Source organism: Litchfieldia alkalitelluris (genome assembly GCF_002153425.1).
Classification (GTDB): domain Bacteria; phylum Bacillota; class Bacilli; order Bacillales; family Salisediminibacteriaceae; genus Evansella; species Evansella alkalicola.
Genome location: NZ_KZ119600.1, coordinates 2,177,222 through 2,193,373, shown reverse-complemented (window position 1 = coordinate 2,193,373; position 16,152 = coordinate 2,177,222). Strand labels below are relative to the sequence as shown.

16 protein-coding genes, 1 rRNA gene, 1 riboswitch and 3 other annotated features are annotated in these 16,152 nt (G+C 35.8%); of the genes, 1 reads left to right on the top strand and 16 read right to left on the bottom strand.

Features of this window, described 5'->3' with window-relative positions; all coding sequences use genetic code 11:
• Nucleotides 1-47: 47 nt before the first annotated feature.
• The 6 genes from BW724_RS10510 to BW724_RS10485 all read right to left on the bottom strand — a co-directional run bounded on the left by BW724_RS10510 (nt 48) and on the right by BW724_RS10485 (nt 6,681).
• Nucleotides 48-1,715 (bottom strand): ABC1 kinase family protein, encoded by a 1,668-nt coding sequence (locus BW724_RS10510; protein ID WP_088075177.1) that lies wholly within the window; start codon nt 1,713-1,715, stop codon nt 48-50.
• Between the two features lie 135 nt (nt 1,716-1,850).
• Nucleotides 1,851-3,977 carry a heavy metal translocating P-type ATPase gene (locus tag BW724_RS10505; RefSeq protein ID WP_088077841.1) on the bottom strand — a complete coding sequence of 709 codons (2,127 nt, stop codon included), beginning with the start codon at nt 3,975-3,977 and terminating at the stop codon, nt 1,851-1,853.
• 22 nt (nt 3,978-3,999) lie between these two features.
• On the bottom strand, nt 4,000-4,368 hold the full coding sequence (locus BW724_RS10500) for an ArsR/SmtB family transcription factor (protein ID WP_088075176.1): 369 nt from the start codon (nt 4,366-4,368) through the stop codon (nt 4,000-4,002).
• 168 nt (nt 4,369-4,536) lie between these two features.
• Nucleotides 4,537-5,181: a DsbA family oxidoreductase gene (locus tag BW724_RS10495; protein WP_268876178.1), complete on the bottom strand. Its 645-nt coding sequence runs from the start codon at nt 5,179-5,181 to the stop codon at nt 4,537-4,539.
• A gap of 200 nt (nt 5,182-5,381) precedes the next feature.
• Entirely contained in the window at nt 5,382-6,302 is a 921-nt protein-coding gene (locus tag BW724_RS10490) for a cyclic di-GMP-binding domain-containing protein, MshE-related (RefSeq protein WP_088075174.1), read from the bottom strand.
• Nucleotides 6,295-6,681, bottom strand: coding sequence for a response regulator (locus tag BW724_RS10485; protein ID WP_088075173.1), 387 nt, complete (start codon nt 6,679-6,681; stop codon nt 6,295-6,297). The genes BW724_RS10490 and BW724_RS10485 overlap by 8 nt, the downstream gene beginning before the upstream one ends.
• 264 nt (nt 6,682-6,945) lie before the next feature.
• Between BW724_RS10485 and BW724_RS10480 the strand changes: the two genes are divergently transcribed.
• Nucleotides 6,946-8,325: a Glu/Leu/Phe/Val family dehydrogenase gene (locus BW724_RS10480; protein ID WP_088075172.1), complete on the top strand. Its 1,380-nt coding sequence runs from the start codon at nt 6,946-6,948 to the stop codon at nt 8,323-8,325.
• A gap of 111 nt (nt 8,326-8,436) precedes the next feature.
• On the opposite strand, the gene BW724_RS10475 is transcribed toward BW724_RS10480, so the two are convergent.
• The 10 genes from BW724_RS10475 to rrf all read right to left on the bottom strand — a co-directional run bounded on the left by BW724_RS10475 (nt 8,437) and on the right by rrf (nt 15,307).
• Entirely contained in the window at nt 8,437-9,276 is an 840-nt protein-coding gene (locus BW724_RS10475) for an ion transporter (RefSeq protein ID WP_088075171.1), read from the bottom strand.
• A gap of 45 nt (nt 9,277-9,321) precedes the next feature.
• Nucleotides 9,322-9,552, bottom strand: a complete 231-nt coding sequence (locus tag BW724_RS10470) for an excisionase family DNA-binding protein (protein ID WP_088075170.1) — start codon at nt 9,550-9,552, stop codon at nt 9,322-9,324.
• A gap of 160 nt (nt 9,553-9,712) precedes the next feature.
• Nucleotides 9,713-10,177: a peptide-methionine (S)-S-oxide reductase MsrA gene (gene msrA / locus BW724_RS10465; RefSeq protein WP_088075169.1), complete on the bottom strand. Its 465-nt coding sequence runs from the start codon at nt 10,175-10,177 to the stop codon at nt 9,713-9,715.
• A 94-nt stretch (nt 10,178-10,271) separates the two neighbouring features.
• A riboswitch (SAM riboswitch) is annotated at nt 10,272-10,389 on the bottom strand.
• A 114-nt stretch (nt 10,390-10,503) separates the two neighbouring features.
• Nucleotides 10,504-10,914, bottom strand: a complete 411-nt coding sequence (locus tag BW724_RS10460) for a hypothetical protein (protein ID WP_088075168.1) — start codon at nt 10,912-10,914, stop codon at nt 10,504-10,506.
• A gap of 76 nt (nt 10,915-10,990) precedes the next feature.
• Nucleotides 10,991-11,713 (bottom strand): ATP-binding cassette domain-containing protein, encoded by a 723-nt coding sequence (locus BW724_RS10455; protein ID WP_088075167.1) that lies wholly within the window; start codon nt 11,711-11,713, stop codon nt 10,991-10,993.
• 37 nt (nt 11,714-11,750) lie between these two features.
• Nucleotides 11,751-12,962: a hypothetical protein gene (locus BW724_RS10450; RefSeq protein ID WP_088075166.1), complete on the bottom strand. Its 1,212-nt coding sequence runs from the start codon at nt 12,960-12,962 to the stop codon at nt 11,751-11,753.
• Nucleotides 12,963-12,973: 11 nt separating this feature from the next.
• On the bottom strand, nt 12,974-13,690 hold the full coding sequence (locus BW724_RS10445; protein ID WP_140354955.1) for a hypothetical protein: 717 nt from the start codon (nt 13,688-13,690) through the stop codon (nt 12,974-12,976).
• Nucleotides 13,691-13,796: 106 nt separating this feature from the next.
• Complete coding sequence (locus tag BW724_RS10440; RefSeq protein WP_088075164.1) at nt 13,797-14,165, bottom strand: GntR family transcriptional regulator; 369 nt, start codon at nt 14,163-14,165, stop codon at nt 13,797-13,799.
• A gap of 153 nt (nt 14,166-14,318) precedes the next feature.
• Nucleotides 14,319-14,891 carry a hypothetical protein gene (locus tag BW724_RS10435; protein ID WP_088075163.1) on the bottom strand — a complete coding sequence of 191 codons (573 nt, stop codon included), beginning with the start codon at nt 14,889-14,891 and terminating at the stop codon, nt 14,319-14,321.
• 301 nt (nt 14,892-15,192) lie between these two features.
• Nucleotides 15,193-15,307 (bottom strand): 5S ribosomal RNA (gene rrf, locus BW724_RS10430).
• Nucleotides 15,308-15,402: 95 nt separating this feature from the next.
• Nucleotides 15,403-15,664, bottom strand: a sequence feature (23S ribosomal RNA rRNA prediction is too short).
• Nucleotides 15,665-15,683: 19 nt separating this feature from the next.
• Nucleotides 15,684-15,843 (bottom strand) — a sequence feature (23S ribosomal RNA rRNA prediction is too short).
• A gap of 19 nt (nt 15,844-15,862) precedes the next feature.
• Nucleotides 15,863-16,031 (bottom strand) — a sequence feature (23S ribosomal RNA rRNA prediction is too short).
• Nucleotides 16,032-16,152: the final 121 nt, after the last annotated feature.

Below are 16,152 nucleotides of genomic sequence, written 5' to 3'. Positions count from 1 at the left end.
GTACGAAACGTCGTCTTTCCCTTCCCTTTTTACTCATATTCTTTTAACTAAAATCTACCTGATTTAAAGATTGAATAAAGCAGACCTAAAAACATCAGTAGCGCTACAATAAAACCAATTTCAATAGCGGGTACATTCCAGAGTACACTTGATTGTCCACCTAAAGCAGATCCAATGATGAGGCCCACCATTATAATACTAAATGAGAGTAAGACAATACTGAAAGACAAGCGGTTACTAATGCGATCCAACTTAGTTAAAAATAAATCAACTTTTGGAACTGATATTTCAACAGGAAGCTTACCTTTTTTAAGTATTTCTGTAATCTCTTTTAGTTGCTTCGGTAGCGTAATGAGACTTTCACCATAATCACCAATCTCACCTGCTATTCTAGAAGCAATGTTATTTGGATGAAGACGATTCATTAAGAGCTGTTTCCCATAAGGTTCTGCAATATGTATGATACTCATCTCAGGATCCAACTTCTCTACAATACTTTCCACCGTTAACAAGGTTTTTCCTAATAGTGTTAAGTCCGTTGGTATTAATATTTGATGCTTGTGAGCAATCGAAAATAGGTCATTGATAGCATCGCCAAGACTGACTTGACTTAATGGAACATCGTAATACTTTTCCCTTACTTCATCCACATCTAAATGAAGTTGCTGCATATCTGTTTCATCTGGTATAAGTCCCATTCGATCAATTGCTCGGATAACTCCTTCTGTATTTTTACGCATGACTGCAATAACTAATGATGCAAAATGGTCCTGCATTTCTGGACTAAGACGCCCCACCATACCAAAATCCATAAACCCGATCACATTGGTAGGCAACACAGATATGTTGCCTGGGTGTGGATCACCATGAAAGAAGCCTTCAAGAAGCACTTGATGAAAATAAGAATTTGCTATTCTTTCAGCTAATACTTTTTTATCAAGATAATCAAAGCTATCATAATCCTTAAGTTTAGTTCCTTTTAAATATTCCATTGTTAATATCTTTTTAGTTGAATGTTCCCAGTAAACATGGGGAACATAGACAGTTGGATCTGCTTGAAATTGTTTTGAAATCCTATCAGCATTACGTCCTTCAACTGTATAATCTAATTCAGCTATTATTGCTTTGGAAAACTCCTTGACGATATCTTTTAAACGATATCTAGCAGCCCAATCTACCCTACTTTCTGCTAAAACAGCCAACTGATGAAGAATCTCCAAATCCGATTGAATAATCTTTTCAACAGAAGGTCGTTGAATTTTGACAGCCACTTTCTCTCCAGTAGTTAAAACGGCATAATGTACTTGTCCAATAGAAGCCGATCCTAGTGGCTCCTTATGAAATTCCTTAAATACATCCTCAACAGGTTTATCCAGTTCTTCCTCAATAATTTCTTTCACCTCATCATAAGAGAAAGGCTTAACCCCATCTTGTAGTTTCTCAAGTTCTTTAATGATGTCTGGTGGTAATAGGTCTGGCCGAGTACTAGCAAGTTGACCCAATTTTACAAACGTTGGTCCTAACTCCTCTAAGAAGTGACGTAATCTCTCGCCCGTTGATTTCTTCTCCGTTTTAGGTTCCTTTAGAAACAAACGTTTAGGGATGGATACAATTTCATATAAACCTAAGTCACGAACAAGATAATTAAAACCATTCCTAGAAAAAGCAATAGTAATCTCACGATAACGTTGAAGGTTTCTAATTCTTCTACCCAAGAAAAATTCCCTCCTTTCAAATTCAGTGTCAAATCATTCCAGCCTCATGTGAATTCAAGTATATTTTAACATTTATCCCTTTTCTATATAGGGGTTATTATTAGTTTACCTTTTTAGTTCATTCTCGAAACTGCGTTACTTCAGCTTGTATTTTCCTTCCCTAAACCCCATTAACCTTAAACTGTTAAACGTTACAAGTAACGTTGCTCCCATATCTGCAAATATTGCGATCCAAAGTGTTAACCATCCAGGTACAATCAATAATAAAGCAATAGTTTTAATTACTAAAGAAAATATAATGTTTTGCTTAATGATATTTAATGCTTTACGACTGAGGTTAATCGTGTATGGCAACTTACTTAAATCATCTGACATTAATGCAATATCTGCAGTTTCCAACGCAGTATCTGTTCCAGCTCCTCCCATTGCTACCCCGACATTTGATGCAGCCAAAGCAGGAGCGTCGTTTACGCCATCTCCAACCATCGCAACACTTTTACGGTGTCCCCTGAGTTCTCTGATGGCGTTTAATTTATCTTCTGGAAGTAAATCAGCTTTTATAAATTCTACACCAACTTTTTTTCCTATCGCTGCTGCTGTCCTTTTATTATCACCAGTTAGCATGATAGTTCTAATAGATAATTCATTTAATTCCTTGATGACTTCCTTAGATGTTTCTCTTATCTCATCAGCTATAGCTATTACTAATAAGATCTCCTTCATTGTCCCTAAGATAATGACGGTTTTTCCTTCAGTCTGAAACTTATCGATTTTATCTTCTAGTTCCTTTTCCAATGAGTGGTGAAATTCTTTAAAAAGAGATGGACTCCCAATATAATATACATTATCCTTTACCTTTGCTTTGATGCCCCTCTTCATTGATTGGAAATCATCAACAATCAGTTGATGGAACTCAATTTCATTATCATTAGCCATTTTAATAATGGCAGATGCAAGTGGGTGTTGGGAACCACTTTCAATAGCTGAAGTGATAGCCAAATATTCATCAGTGTCCCCTTCCCCAAATGGGATAATATTAGTCACAGATGGAATTCCTTTTGTTAAAGTACCAGTTTTGTCAAAAGCAATAGCCTCTACTGCACCTGCTTCTTCTAGATGTACTCCCCCTTTGATTAAAACACCATTTCTGGCCGCATTTCCAATAGCAGTAACGACTGCAATTGGGGTAGAGATTACTAATGCGCAAGGGCAGCCGACAACCAGAGTTGCAAGCCCTAAATAGATCCAATAACTCCAATCTCCTTGGAAAAATAAAGGTGGAATTATAATAATTAAGAATGCTAATATGATGATTGCTGGTGTATAGTACATGGCAAACTTATCGACAAACGCCTGCGATGGTGCCTTTTCAGCCTGGGCCTCTTCTACTAAATATATAATTTTTGCTATGGTTGTATCTTCTACAAGTTTTGTGATTTTGACTTCTAGTAAACCATCCTCGTTAAACGTTCCAGCAAACACCTCATCGTTTACTGTTTTTGTAACTGGTATACTTTCCCCTGTAATAGCTGCTTGATTTATTGTAGAAAATCCCTTTATTATTTTTCCATCCATCGCTAATTTTTGCCCTGGTTTTACTATCATGATGTCACCAATTTCGATGTTATCGACATGAATCTTCTGTTCCTTGTTGTTTCTACGAATTAATGCCTCTTTAGGAGCAATCTCCATTAAATATTCTATAGATTTACGTGCTTTATCAATGGAATATCTCTCTAATGCTTCACTTATAGCAAAAAGGATAACCACAATCGCACCTTCTGTCCACTCACCAATTATGGACGCCCCAATGATAGCTACTGTCATTAGAGTATGCATATCAAATATTAACCTTACTAGATTGTGAATCCCTTTTATAAACAAGGAATATCCACCTATGATGATTGCAAATGAAATTCCTATAGTAGGAAGAACACTTTCTGCCTCCATAACTTCAGCTAAAACAAGGCTAGCAATTAATAAAGTAATAGAAACATAAACTTTTATATTAGCTTTTTGCTTCCAAAATGGAATTCTTACTATTGCTTGTTCCTTCTCGTCACGCAATTTCAGATCTTCAAAAGCTCCTGCCTTTTCCAGTGCTTTCAAAGAAACATTTCCTTTAACGGTTATTTTGGAAGCACCGAAATTTACTTTTGCATCATAAACACCATCCAGGTGTTTTACATTCGCTTCGAATGTTTTGGCACAGTCAAATCAGGTGAAGCCTTCTACACGATATGTTTTTGTTTCAGTAGCCATTTCATTAAATTCTTGATTTTTATTACTCAACTTCCTTACCTTCTCTCTGTTGTTCGAGACCTGTCATTATTAGATCCTTAATACGGTGATCATCAAGAGAATAAAATGCCAATTTACCTTCTTTGCGATATTTCACGATACCTTTCTTATATAAAGTTCTAAGATGATGGGAGGCCGTTGCAACGGAAGACCCAATAATATTTGCAATATCACATACACATAATTCCTGTTCCCTGCATAAGGAATATGTAATTTTATACCTATTTTCATCAGATAATGCCTTGAATAACTGTGCTACTCGAGATAGTTCTTCAATTTCCAGTTCGCTTTGAATGCGATCTACTTTTTCTTGATCGTAGCAATACACTTCACATGTAGCTTTTTTTGACACTCTACACACCTCATTCAAATGTTCTTTTGAATATATCGTAGCAATTTACACATATATATTCAAGTGATTGTTTGAATGTTAAATATAAGTATTTAAAGACATAAAAAAACTGTTAAAAGGTGCTGCTTTACGTAGGTACCTTCTAACAGTTTTGAATAAGTTTTTTCATTAGCATCCATCATCTAGACTACAGTTTGTTTTACTTTTTTTAATTGTTCCAAGATTAATGTCTTCTTCTTTTGCACTATTGTTAATAGCATCTACAAATACTTCAGACGGCTGTGCACCAGTTATAGTATACTTTTTATTAATAAGGAAAAACGGGACACTTCGTATACATAACTCAGATGCCACTAACTTGTCTGATTGAACTTCATCATTGAAAGCATCACTTTTAAGCACTTCTCGAACCTTTTCACGATCCATTCCTACCTCGACAGCAAGATTAACCAAGGTATTATGGTCTCCTATATGTAAAGCATCAGTGAAATGAGCTTTGAATAACCTTTCCGCCATAGGGCGCATGAGACCATGCTTTTTTGAGAAAACAGTTAATCGATGTGCATCAAAAGTATTGGTTAAAATCTGACTATCCATGTTAAAATCCAACCCAGTTTCTTTGCCCATGTCCACGACTCTCTGAACACTTTGTTTCGCTTGTGACATGCTCATTCCATATTTAGAAGCTAACTTATCATACATATTATAGCTGACATCACGTGGGGCTGAAGGGTCTAGTTCAAAACAACGATAAACTACCTCTACTTGAACTTCTACTTTGTTTATGGCATCCTCCAGATGCCTTTTGCCAATATAGCAAAATGGTCAAGCATAGTCGCTCCAGATTTCTATAATCATCATATTTCCTCCTCCATATTAGTATTAACAACTTCAAGTATAAAACATTTACCTGTTCACCGCTTCTTTTAAGATTAAAAAAACAGACCAAAAACAAATTTTGGTCCGTTCATTAATATTTATTTGATTCCATCATTCAATTTACAGAATTGACCCTATGATTTAATTGCACCTTTTTCTAGTTTCGAATTGATGGAAATAGTATTTACCCTTTCTGAAATTAATAGCTTAAAATTTCCTTTGGAAGTAGTAACTGTTATACACAACAACTCACCTGATATATTTGCATCTTCCAAAACTTCCTGCGGTTTCATATTCAAGATAATTCCAACGTTTGACATATTTACACTGTATATTCCATTATGCAAATTTAAGAATTCACTAACGGATGCCTTTGCTAGTTCATCAACTTCAGTTAAATTTTCTTCAGCATAGGCGGACGCGATTTCTAGAAACATATCTGATTCTGCTCCTAATGCAGTGTAATAGGGAGCATCTCCTGTCAATTCTTGCATGACCAACCATTGAAACTGTTCAGTTGCACTAACTAAAGATGCATCAATCCTGATTTGATCATCAATGAACCGCACCATATTTTTAACAAATAGTGAAATATATTCTATAGTTGCTTTATTAGCTTCTGAAGAATTCAGTACTTTTTCTACTAATGCTGATATACTATCACCTTTTATTGCATTAAATTGTTCATCTGACAAACCAAATTCTGATTTGTATTCATTTAAAGTTTTACTGTATTCATCCATCGTAAAATATCCTCTATCGACAAGCGCCTGTGCCAAATATAGATAGCTTTGTTTTTGTGATGATAGGAGTGTCTCCACCTGAATCCCTGTTAAGTAGTCCAACTCCACTGCAATTTCACCAAATCGTTTATCTACTTGTTTTTGTCTTTCATGTACTTCCTCTACTTGTGCTGCTGTCATATAATCTTTGTCAACTGCAAGAACACCAAACTTCACATGAACTTGCTTCTGATATTCTAGTGCATCGGAAAGCTGTTCACGTGAAATCAAATCACGATTTAATAAATAATGGCCAAAATATTGACTAAACATTTGCAGTGCCCTCCTTCAGTAACTTACCTATGATGTTAGTAACTGCATCAAGGGTAACTGGCTTTTGAATAAAATCGTAGGCACCTAATTTAAGAGCTTTTTTCAAGTGCTCATTTGTACCTGCTGAAGAAGCCATGACGACCTTTATATTTTTGTTTATCTTTTTTATTTCTTCGAGTGCCTCGAGACCGTCTTTATCTGGCATGACGATATCCATGAAAACTAAATCAGGATTTTCTAATTTTACTAATTCTACTGCTACATTTCCATTCTCCGCTTCAAGTACACTTTCACATTTACACTTTTCTAATGCTTCACGTAACTTTTTACGTACTAACAATGAGTCATCACAAATTAAGACCTTTAATTGATTATTCACAGAGCCAACTCCTTTGATAGAAAAATGTGTCATAAGTATTAGTTCGACAGGATCATATTCATTTCCTTCACAATACACTTTAAAACAACAATATTTTTTTAGAGAGTTTAACATTTGTCGAACGATGAGGCTCATTTGATAGGCTTCTATAGCCACAACCCTTGCTCAACCAACATAACTATCATGATATCGGTGCTAACCACTACTATTAATCATACAATTGATTATATGTAAACAAATTATCTCCAAAAGGAGTTGATCTATTTGGAGCATCAAACAAATACGATTGTACAACGGTCACTAGATGCTTTATCAGAAACAAGTTCATTTCTTCCAGATCTACAAGGAAAAGAGCGAGAGCGGGCTTTCACTTCATTAGCCGCAATTCTTTCCACACCTAACAAAGTTCATAAATCCTACTTAAGGCTACCGTTAGAAAAAGGAAAAGTAATACGTGTCCCTGCCCTACGTGTGCAGCATAACGATGCATTAGGACCATATAAAGGTGGCATTCGTTTTCATGAAACAGTAAATGAAGAAGAGGTAATTAATTTAGCCTTTCTTATGACGTTAAAGAATGCACTACACAATATTCCATTCGGTGGAGGAAAAGGTGGCATTGTTATTAATCCTAGGGAGTACTCTCCTCGGGAACTGAATCATATATCACGTAAATATGTTCAATACTTTGCTGATGTCATTGGACCTAACAAAGATATTCCTGCACCTGATGCTGGTTCTAGTGAAAGAGAAATGGATTGGATGATGGCAGAATATAAAAGCATTAAACCTGGTGAGGCTTATTTAGGAAGTTTTACAGGGAAAAGTGTTGATAATGGGGGATCACTTGGTCGTAGGGAAGCAACTGGTAAAGGGGTCTACTTTGTTTTTCGCTATATGTTCCATGACTTTTTGAAATCACATTTTTCATGGCTTAAGGAATGCAACTCAATTTTTGCTAAAACAGCACTTGATAATCACAATCAATCATACCGTATTGCTGTACAGGGGTTTGGGAACGTTGGATCCATAACTGCACTAGAAGCATACTCTTGCGACCATTTAGAAAATAAAATAATTAGCGTAAGTGATCAACATGTCGCACTTGTAAATGAAGATGGGCTAGATATTCCGAAATTAATGAAGTTCACAACTGCCAATCAAGGGGATTTACCTACTTCTCAAGCACAACTGAAGGAAATTGGTGTAAATGCTACTATTGAAGATAGAGACCACCTGCTCTTTTTAGATGTAGATGTACTCATGCTTGCAGCACTAGAGGATCAAATTAGAGTTGATAATATGGAAAAAATAAAAGCCCCCATAATTGTAGAAGGGGCAAATGCACCGATTACTGCAGATGCAGATCAATTTTTCTCTGATAACGGCGCCATTGTATTTCCAGATATTCTTGCTAATGCTGGTGGTGTCATCGTCTCTTACCTCGAATGGCTTCAAGGTCGGGAAACAAAGTTTTACAGTGAAGAAGCAGTATTCACTTCCTTGTATGACAAGATGAAAAAAACGATGGATACTATATTACCACAGTTCTTTGGAGATCCTTTCCCATTAAGACAAAACTGCTATATACATTCAGTAAAGAAGCTCTCAACTATCTTATATAAGCAAGGAAAACTTTATTAACATTTATACACTTTTTCTTGGCCTATTGAAGAAAAGCTTTTAGTATAAATATCCTAAATAAGAGACTGGGACATTATAAATACTATTGTCCCAGTCTTTATAATTAACATATTATTCAGCTTTCTTTTCAACCTTTATATCATACAATAACTCTTTAATTTCTTTAATATCCTTTTTCAATTCCCTATTTTCTTTTTGCATTTGTATCATCTGTTCTTCACGTTTCGCTTCATCATCTTGTCCTAGATAACTTAAAATAACTGCAACAACCAAATTTAATATAACTAGTGCACCAATGATAATAAAAGAAACAAAGTAAGCCCAAGCCCACGGGATTTCATTTATAATTGGACGAGCAACTTGACTGGCCCATGACTCAAAAGTGACTACCTGCATTAATGTGAACAATGAAGTATGGAAACTCCCAAAAAATTCATACGGTAATACTTCACTAAAAAAAGTTGTTCCAATAATAGCATAAATACCAAATATTAAAAGGGACAATCCTAATATACCAGTTAGTGCAGGCACCGATTTCAATAAAGAATCGATGATTTTTCTTAATGCTGGAATTGCAGGTATCATCCGTATTAAACGTAGAACCCTAATAAGCCTCAATACACTGACAAATGGTGTAGAGTAAAATATTAAGCTACTAGCTACTATAATAAAATCAAAGAAATTCCATCGATCTTTAAAGTAACGTTTTGGACCGAGTCCAATTAGTTTTAATACCATTTCGAGTACAAACACCCAAACAATCAAGTTATCTATTAATAATAACAATTGATTGCCAGTATAGTATGTTTCCGTAACGATAATGAAACCATTAAAAAGGATTATACTAATAACTATAGGCTGAAATAATCTATGATCTACTAATTTTTTTATTTTTTCTTTCATTGTATTAACACTTGTAGAATTATTATTCTGATTCTTATGAGATTCCATTACTACGCCCCTGACCTTTCATTATAAAAAATAATATGGGTATAATTAGTCTTCATCCTTCACATCAAGGTCCTCAGGAATAGGTTCATTATAATATTCTTCAACCAGTTTCTTATACTTTTCCATTTGTTCCATGTGTGTATTAAATTGATCTTTGTAGACTAGAAATTGATTACCATCATGAAGAGCCCGTATTTTCCTCTCCATAATCAATTTATCAACGTATTCTTCAGAAACCTCTAATAGTTCAGCAGTTTCTTTAACTGTAATATACATGGATAAGAGTTCACTCCTTGTTCAAATTTCTAATACTTAAATATTATACATCAAAATAGTATTTCATTGCCTAAACTTAAAACTACTGGAACTCGTTGAAGTTTTACAAAAGAAAAAAGGAGTCCCAATTCTAATTACGATGTTGGGACTCCCGTCTCTTTTATATACCACAAGCAAATGAACCATTCTTTTTAAAGTATTTTTGGTGATACTCTTCTGCTTCATAAAATATTTTAGCAGGAGTTATTTCAGTAACAATTTCCTTTTCAAAGTTGCTAGCTTGCTTTAATTTAATTTTACACGCTGTCTCTTTTTGTTCAATATCCTGGAAGAAAATCGCAGAACGATATTGTGTTCCTACATCGATTCCTTGTCGGTTAATTGTAGTTGGATCATGACATTCAAAGAACTTATTTACTAGCTCTTCATAAGTGATTTTCCATGGGTTATAGAGAACTTCGATAGCTTCTGCATGACCAGTGCCTCCAGCTTTTACTTGTTCATAGGAAGGTGCCTCCACGTGTCCACCAGTGTAACCTACTCTTGTTTGTTCAACACCACGAATGCTTTCAAAAAATGCCTCTACACCCCAAAAACAACCTGCTGCAAATACTGCTTTTTCCATTTTACTCGCTCCTTTTTTGGGCGATAAAGCTTCTTTTCACCAGAAGAAAAAACCTCTCTAAACATTAGAGAGGCTCTCGTATATACATACGATCCTCTCATCTCCCAAGGTTTACACCTTGCAGGAATTGGCACCGTTCAAATCAAGTTCAAATTTGATTTAATGGTTGCCGGGCTTCAAAGGGCCTGTCCCTCCACCGCTCTGGATAAGAAGTCTATCGCTATAAAATTTTAATTCGATAAATTGTATTGTAAATTAATTTCTTCTATTTAGCAAGTGAAAACTAAGATAAATAAAATTTTATTTTTTTATCGTACCCCTATCATTTACTGTAAGGGATTATTTTTGTAAGCTTCAGCCTTTGCTTGTGCTTGCTGAAGGTTTTGCTGAGCTTGAAACACATCATGCTGCTCTTGTCGTAGTTTTTGTTGTGCTTCCTTTAATTGATGACTTTCCGTTTGTACCTGCTGTTGGGCTTGGAACAACTGTTGTTGCTCCATTTGCAGCTGTTGAAATGCATCCTGAACTGCTTGTTGTGCTTTTTCTAATTGTTGCTGTTCTTGAATATTGGTTGTTTGTACATTTTGAAGTTGCTGATGCGCTTGTTGAATAGTCTGCTGTGCTTGTTGGTACTGCTCCTGGTCCTCACTACCCTGTGCCTCTTGAACAGCTGCTTGTACATCCTCTATTGATTGGGCAATCTGAGGTAACATAAAGTGTGGGTTTTGTTCAGTCATGTTAGATATCCTCCAATACTAAATTTATAAATTCTATAGCTTATTTTACTCATATTGGAGTTTTCTATGCTGTTTATCAAATTAACTTCATGGCATTTTGATACTTGTTTTCTTGATAACCTGATATAGTCTTCATTACTTCACTTAATTCTTTTCCTTCTTCTCGAAGATCATCTATATAATAATCCCCTTGGATTCGGCCTCTTTCAAAAATAAGTGCCCTGTCAATAATGTTTTCTATTTCATTAACAAAATGGGAAGATATTAATATTGTTTCGTCAGTCCTAAGAATGGAAATCATCATTTTAAGAAAATCTTGTCTTGTGAACATATCTTTACCTAAAAATGGTTCATCCAACAAAATATATTTTGCTCCTTTAGAAAAACCTGCACAAATCTCTACTTTTGACTTCTGTCCCTTAGAGAAAGTTCTTATTTTATTCTTTGTATTAATATCAAAATACTTAAGTAGCTTTATATATTTTTCCATATTAAATTTAGGGAAAAACACTGACAAAAACTCACCATACATAAGTGGTGTAAGATGAGATAAGTATGAGCCTTCTTCCGTTATGAATGCTATATTATGATACTGTTCCATTACTGGCTTACCTGCAATTAATACTTCTCCCCTCTTTAGTTCACCTAAACCCATGACAGACTTCAAAAAAGTAGTTTTACCCGAACCATTAGCACCTAAAACACCAACAATCTCACCAGTCGGTATTTCCAATTCTTCAATTACTAAACCAAAGTTATTTGAATTGTATAGTTTCGTTACAAAGCTTAATTGTATCAATCAAGCCACCTCCTAGCTTCATTTTTAATAGCTTAATTTACTCAATAGTAACATTTACGAAATTTCGTAATTGCACACCATTAGAACTAGGTCCCGGTGTAGTGGAGTCTGTTTTGTATAGGAGGATATCATCATTAAAATCTGATACCAATTCTCCTTGATAGATGAGTTTACCATCCTCATATACATAAATTACAAAGTATACAGGTCTCGCAATTTGATTCAGATTACGCATGCTAGGCCTATCATCCCTTACTGTTTTCGCTATAAATAATTTATTATTTTTGTATAACATTTTTGACGTTGGTTCTGTAACGGTATTTAATGTGATTTCATCTAACAGTAACTCAACAACATCAATCACTTCCGCGCCTTCTGAAAAATCAATGGTTACGATATCTCTCTGTAAAGGTGCTGAATTGGTTTGAAAGCTTAATGTAAGAAGCATCTCATCATCATTCGGGAATGCCTCGTAAGGATACTCTTTAAAACTCGAATCATTTTGTTCCTCAAAAAAATTCGGCAGTGTCGTTTCACCTAGTTCAAAACCAACCGTACTATAGGTTTTTACGGAAAGATTATTTTCATTTTTTAGTATAAGAACAAGGGTATCACCAACTGATTCTAAACCTAGAACGGCAATATTACTCGTATCAGGATCTTGATTTTCTTCAAAACGATAGTATTTAACGATATCCCAAATAAAGCTCTGACTTGATTTAGTGTATATCCCATTTTCTCCAGCATGACTCTCGTCCAATACTACCGTAAAATATGGAGTACCATCAATTTCAGTAAGACCATATTCCAACTGATTTGTATAAAATCTGCTCATTACATTTGTACTTACTGTACTTTGACTAGGGGAATTTGTTACTAAAGAGTTCTCAATATTACGCTCATAAATATCAAATGTTCTATTACCCATCACTTCATAAGCTACTCCATTCATAGTCAAGGGTCTTCCTGGAATATAATACAAACCATAAGGCATATCATTAGGATAAGAATAAATCAATGTATCCGTCTTTAATTCGCTTTTTTCCAATTTAAAACTTGTACTGTGAAAAACGTCCCTCAGTTCACCTTCAATAGTAATATCTTGTAAAACGGATCGATCCCCCTTATGATCTTTCAAATACATGGTTCCATTATCCTTTGAAGCATAAATATTTATGTTAAGAAAACCTATTCCTATTACTATTGGTAAAATTAAAAATATAGCTAAATGCTTCTTAAGTAACCTCACTGTAATCCCCCTCACACGATGGCCCCGCGCTTATATAGTTTGATACTGTGCCAAATGAAGAACAATGATAATACTAATAAAAAACCACTGCTGATATACCAACCTGAATTATCATAAATAGTACGATTTATACGATCAATCAAGACAAAAACAGTAAGTCCTACTGATAAAATAACGAATATAAACCCCAAATATTTTTGACTACGTTCACATAAGGCAGCATAATAAACACTCGTCACCAAACATATAACGATTGCAATATTTGATAAAATTGCATGAAAACTATACGGAAACAATATTTGCAGATAATTAGAACGAAGTACAGCTAAAAACAATCCATTATTCATAATGAATTCGTTACCAGCAATTCGGTCTACTCTTAATATGAAAACATGATACCCGATGTGTACACTTAGAATCTTAGTTACATAAAATAATAAAAAACAAATCATGAATGCTGATAACTTACTTAAATAAATAACCCTCCGATTAACTGGAAGTGTTAAAAAGGTATAAATACTCTTATTTCCCCAATAACCACTATAAACTCTTAAAATATAATAAGTTAATAAAATGACGATTAAAAGATAAAAGACTACAATAGTTCCTGATGAAGCATATATTTCTTCAAAACGTTCGTTTAAATTGTGACTTCCCACTGTTCGATATATTAAAATTACTGGTAATATTAAAGTTAAAAAACAAATGAGAAGAACTCCCTTGATCATGCTAGATATTTCGTAATTGAGTAAACGATAAAAACTTTCCACCCTTATCCCACCTTACGCTATTATGTATTACTACTATAGTACAAGATTATCGTGAAATATAAAGTTACCAATGCTCCGTGATCAACTCCACAACCTTTTTGAAAGAGAGGTTAATATCCTTTGCCGATGTAATAAATTCTCTTACTAATTCTCCTGTCAGTTCCTCTTCTATCAAACGATATATTACTTCATTAACATAAATGATACTGCCCTGATTACCACTCGTATGGACATATCCTTCTTCTTCCATCAGCTTGAATGCCTTCTGTACAGTGTTGGGATTAACGCTAAGTTGTGCAGCAATTTCCCTTCTTGACGGAAGTTTGTCACCAAGAATAGCCCTTTTTAATAATATCTCTTTTTTGACAAAACTAGCTATCTGAATATATACAGGTTCTTTACTATTTAACTTTAACTCATTAAAACTTTGCACACGCGCCTCACCTCCAGATCCCTTTAGGTGTATTATGGTCATAATACACAAAAGATGTCAATATTTTTATGAGTGATGTTCATGGCCGTTCATGGGGACATTCTGCCGTTCACAATTAGTTGTATATTTTTATATTATGTCAATCAATATCCTTTATTGTTTTGATAGGAATAATTGAAGACTCAAATATGAGTTCTCATGAGTTTCAGTCTCCATTCTCGGAAAATGAAGACTCAAATCTGAGTTCTCATGGGCTTCAGTCTTCATTCTTGGAAAATGAAGACTCAAATCTGGTTTCTTAAAAGTTTCAGTCTTCATTCTGGAAAAATGAAGACTCAAATATGAGTTCTCATGGGTTTCAGTCTTCCTTCTTGGAAAATGAAGACCCAAATTTGAGTTCTCATGGGTTTCAGTCTTCATTCTTGGAAAATGAAGACTCAAATTTGGTTTCTTATGGAGTTCAGTCCCCATTCTTGGAAAATGAAGACTCAAATCTGTGTTCTCATGGGTTTCAGTCTCCATTCTTGGAAAATGAAGACTCAAATCTGAGTTCTCATGAGTTTCAGTCTTAATTCTTGGAAAATGAAGACTCAAATTTGGTTTCTTATGGAGTTCAGTCCCCATTCTTGGAAAATGAAGACTCAAATCTGTGTTCTCATGGGTTTCAGTCCCCATTCTTGGAAAATGAGGACTCAAATTAGATTTATCATAGGTTTCAGTCTTCATTTATTTAGCTCTATTAATGACTATTTGTAATTTTACTTATAACAGTAATTTTTGCGTAAGGTAAACCTATCTCTTCCTCTACGAGTAAAACCTTGTAGTGCAACTCGCTGCATAGTCGACGAAGTAGCACTCGTTCCTGCAGGATCAAAGGCTTACCAGCCGCCCGCGTCAAAGAAGACACTACGATGAATGAGTAGATGTCGCACTAATACCTTAAGTGAAAGCGAGTAACTTACACAAAAAATCATCACATCATATAAAACACAAAAAAAGACACCCTCTATTGAGAATGTCTTTATCTGCCTAGCAACGTCCTACTTTCACAGGGGTGAACCCCAACTATCATCGGCGCTGGAGAGCTTAACTACCGTGTTCGGCATGGGAACGGGTGTGACCTCTCCGCTATCGTCACTGGACTTGTTGAGATAAAACAAAATAAATTGTCCTCTCAAAACTAGATAACATATTGGATTGATAAGACTTAAAGAAGTTTTAAAAATTGGTTAAGCCCTCGATCGATTAGTATCTCTCAGCTACACATGTTGCCATGCTTCCACACGAGACCTATCAACCTCATCATCTCTGAGGGATCTTACTCACTTACGTGATGGGAAATCTCATCTTGAGGGGGGCTTCATGCTTAGATGCTTTCAGCACTTATCCCTTCCACACGTAGCTACCCAGCGATGCTCCTGGCGGAACAACTGGTACACCAGCGGTGTGTCCATCCCGGTCCTCTCGTACTAAGGACAGCTCCTCTCAAATTTCCTACGCCTGCGACGGATAGGGACCGAACTGTCTCACGACGTTCTGAACCCAGCTCGCGTGCCGCTTTAATGGGCGAACAGCCCAACCCTTGGGACCTACTTCAGCCCCAGGATGCGACGAGCCGACATCGAGGTGCCAAACCTCCCCGTCGATGTGGACTCTTGGGGGAGATTAGCCTGTTATCCCCAGGGTAGCTTTTATCCGTTGAGCGACGGCCCTTCCATACGGTGCCGCCGGATCACTAAGCCCGACTTTCGTCCCTGCTCGACCTGTATGTCTCGCAGTCAAGCTCCCTTATGCCTTTGCACTCTGCGAATGATTTCCAACCATTCTGAGGGAACCTTTGGGCGCCTCCGTTACTTTTTAGGAGGCGACCGCCCCAGTCAAACTGCCCACCTGACACTGTCCCTGAACCGGATCACGGTTCGAGGTTAGAATTTCAGTACAGCCAGGGTAGTATCCCACCAACGCCTCCACCGAAGCTGGCGCTCCG

Excerpts from the sequence above, each read along its gene's own strand:
- BW724_RS10490 (WP_088075174.1), bottom strand. The coding sequence starts at position 6,302 with ATGTTTAGTCAATATTTTGGCCATTATTTATTAAATCGTGATTTGATT.
- BW724_RS10475 (WP_088075171.1), bottom strand. The coding sequence starts at position 9,276 with ATGGAATCTCATAAGAATCAGAATAATAATTCTACAAGTGTTAATACA.
- BW724_RS10470 (WP_088075170.1), bottom strand. The coding sequence starts at position 9,552 with ATGTATATTACAGTTAAAGAAACTGCTGAACTATTAGAGGTTTCTGAA.
- msrA (WP_088075169.1), bottom strand. The coding sequence starts at position 10,177 with ATGGAAAAAGCAGTATTTGCAGCAGGTTGTTTTTGGGGTGTAGAGGCA.
- BW724_RS10460 (WP_088075168.1), bottom strand. The coding sequence starts at position 10,914 with ATGACTGAACAAAACCCACACTTTATGTTACCTCAGATTGCCCAATCA.
- BW724_RS10445 (WP_140354955.1), bottom strand. The coding sequence starts at position 13,690 with ATGATCAAGGGAGTTCTTCTCATTTGTTTTTTAACTTTAATATTACCA.
- BW724_RS10435 (WP_088075163.1), bottom strand. The coding sequence starts at position 14,891 with ATGAAGACTGAAACCTATGATAAATCTAATTTGAGTCCTCATTTTCCA.